The following is a 1969-nucleotide window of genomic DNA, read 5'->3' as shown; positions in this document are numbered from 1 at the left end:
GAAAAAGTGGCGATGCTTAACAATAAGCAATCCCCGATTATCGATACCGAAATCGAACAGTTTTTAACGGAAAAACAGCTTAATTTCCGTGCAACCGAAGATAAAGTCGAAGCCTATACTGGCGCGCAATACGTGATTGTGGCGACCCCAACAGACTACGACCCAAAAACTAACTACTTCAACACCAATTCAGTGGAATCCGTTATTCATGATGTGAACAAACTGAACCCTGAAGCGACTATTATCGTCAAATCTACTATTCCAGTGGGCTTTACAGAGCGTCTGCGTAAAGAGTTCGGTTACACCAACGTGATTTTCTCCCCAGAATTCTTACGTGAAGGTCGCGCGCTATGGGATAACCTGTACCCGTCCCGTATCGTGGTGGGAGAACGTTCTGAACGTGCACAGATTTTCGCTGACTTACTGTTAGAAGGCGCGATTAAGAAAGATGTACCGGTGCTGTTTACTGACGGGACTGAAGCCGAAGCGGTTAAACTGTTCGCCAACACCTTTTTAGCGATGCGTGTGGCATACTTCAACGAATTAGACACTTACGCAGAAAGCCGTGGTTTGAATGCGCGTCAAATCATCGAAGGGGTTTCTTTAGACCCGCGTATCGGCAGCCACTACAATAACCCATCCTTCGGTTACGGCGGTTACTGCTTACCAAAAGACACCAAGCAGTTACTGGCGAACTACGACGATGTACCGAACAACCTAATTAACGCGATTGTCGAATCTAACCGCACGCGTAAAGACTTTATCTCGGATGCGATTATTGCTAAAGCACCACGTAAAGTCGGTGTGTATCGCTTAGTGATGAAAGCGGGCTCTGATAACTTCCGTGCCTCTGCGGTGCAGGGTGTAATGAAGCGTATCAAAGCCAAAGGCATTGAAGTGGTGGTTTACGAGCCAGTATTGAAAGAAGATGAATTCTTCCGTTCGAAAGTCATTCGTGATTTAAACGCATTTAAAGCAGAAAGTGACATTATTCTGGCAAACCGTATGGTACCTGAACTGGATGATGTGGCGGACAAAGTCTATACCCGTGACCTGTTTGGTAATGACTGATATGAATAATGTAGTATCTGATTCTCCTTTAGTTTCTGTCATCATGCCTTGCTATAATGCAGAAAAAAATATTCAAGAATCTATACAGTCAGTTTTAAACCAAGAATATCAAAACTTTGAGCTTATTATCATTGATGACAATTCTAATGACCACACGGTAGAATTTTTAAAAGGTATTAATGATCACAGAATAAAATTAATTTGCTTAGAAAAAAACTATGGCGCAGGGCATTCTCGAAATAAAGGGATTGAATATGCTCAAGGACGTTTTATTGCATTTCTAGATAGTGATGATTTATGGCTAAGTAATAAACTATCTGAGCAAATTTCTTTTATGTTAGAAAATGATTACCATTTTACTTTTAGTTATTATCAACATATTAATAACTCCGGGCTAAGTAAAATTATTACTGCACCTGAATTTACAACCTATCATAAGTCTTTATATGGTAATGTCATTGGCTGCCTAACTGTAATATATGATGTTAGCCATTTTGGTAAGCAATACATGCCATTGATCAGGAAGAGGCAGGATTTTGGTTTATGGTTAAAATTACTTACCATTGAAAAAAAGGCTTATTGCTACCCGAAAGTTCTCGCATATTATCGAACTGACTCAGGTATGACTCAAAATAAACTAAATGCTGCTAAACACCAATGGCAATTTTATAGAGAAACTTTAGAATTTAACTGGTTTCGTTCTAGCTGGTACTTCTTTTTTTATACTATTAATGGGCTATGTAAACACTCTCCTACTATTAAAGTAACTAAATGACAAGGTTTCATAATGAACAACCCTAGCATTTTAGTCACCGGCGGTCTTGGCTATATCGGTAGCCATACCTGTGTGCAAATGATCCAACAAGGTATTCAGCCGATTATTTTAGATAATCTTCAT

The 1969-nt window shown here is 39.6% G+C and carries 3 protein-coding genes; all 3 read left to right on the top strand.

The features are described 5' to 3' along the window. Nucleotides 1-1071, top strand: a 1071-nt coding sequence (locus GKR71_RS01075; protein WP_154633828.1) for a nucleotide sugar dehydrogenase, incomplete at its 5' end; no start/stop codon positions are given. A 1-nt stretch (nucleotide 1072) separates the two neighbouring features. Next, nucleotides 1073-1846, top strand: a complete 774-nt coding sequence (locus GKR71_RS01070) for a glycosyltransferase (protein ID WP_154633827.1) — start codon at nucleotides 1073-1075, stop codon at nucleotides 1844-1846. A gap of 12 nt (nucleotides 1847-1858) precedes the next feature. Further along, nucleotides 1859-1969: NAD-dependent epimerase/dehydratase family protein (locus GKR71_RS20295; RefSeq protein WP_154633826.1), on the top strand; the 111-nt coding region annotated here is incomplete at its 3' end.

The organism is Providencia sp. wls1922 (assembly GCF_009706505.1).
Lineage (GTDB): Bacteria > Pseudomonadota > Gammaproteobacteria > Enterobacterales > Enterobacteriaceae > Providencia > Providencia lanzhouensis.
This window is presented reverse-complemented; position numbering and strand designations above follow the sequence as displayed.

What these genes read in the sequence shown, in the direction of transcription:
- GKR71_RS01070 (WP_154633827.1), top strand. Translation starts at nt 1,073, where the DNA reads ATGAATAATGTAGTATCTGATTCTCCTTTAGTTTCTGTCATCATGCCT.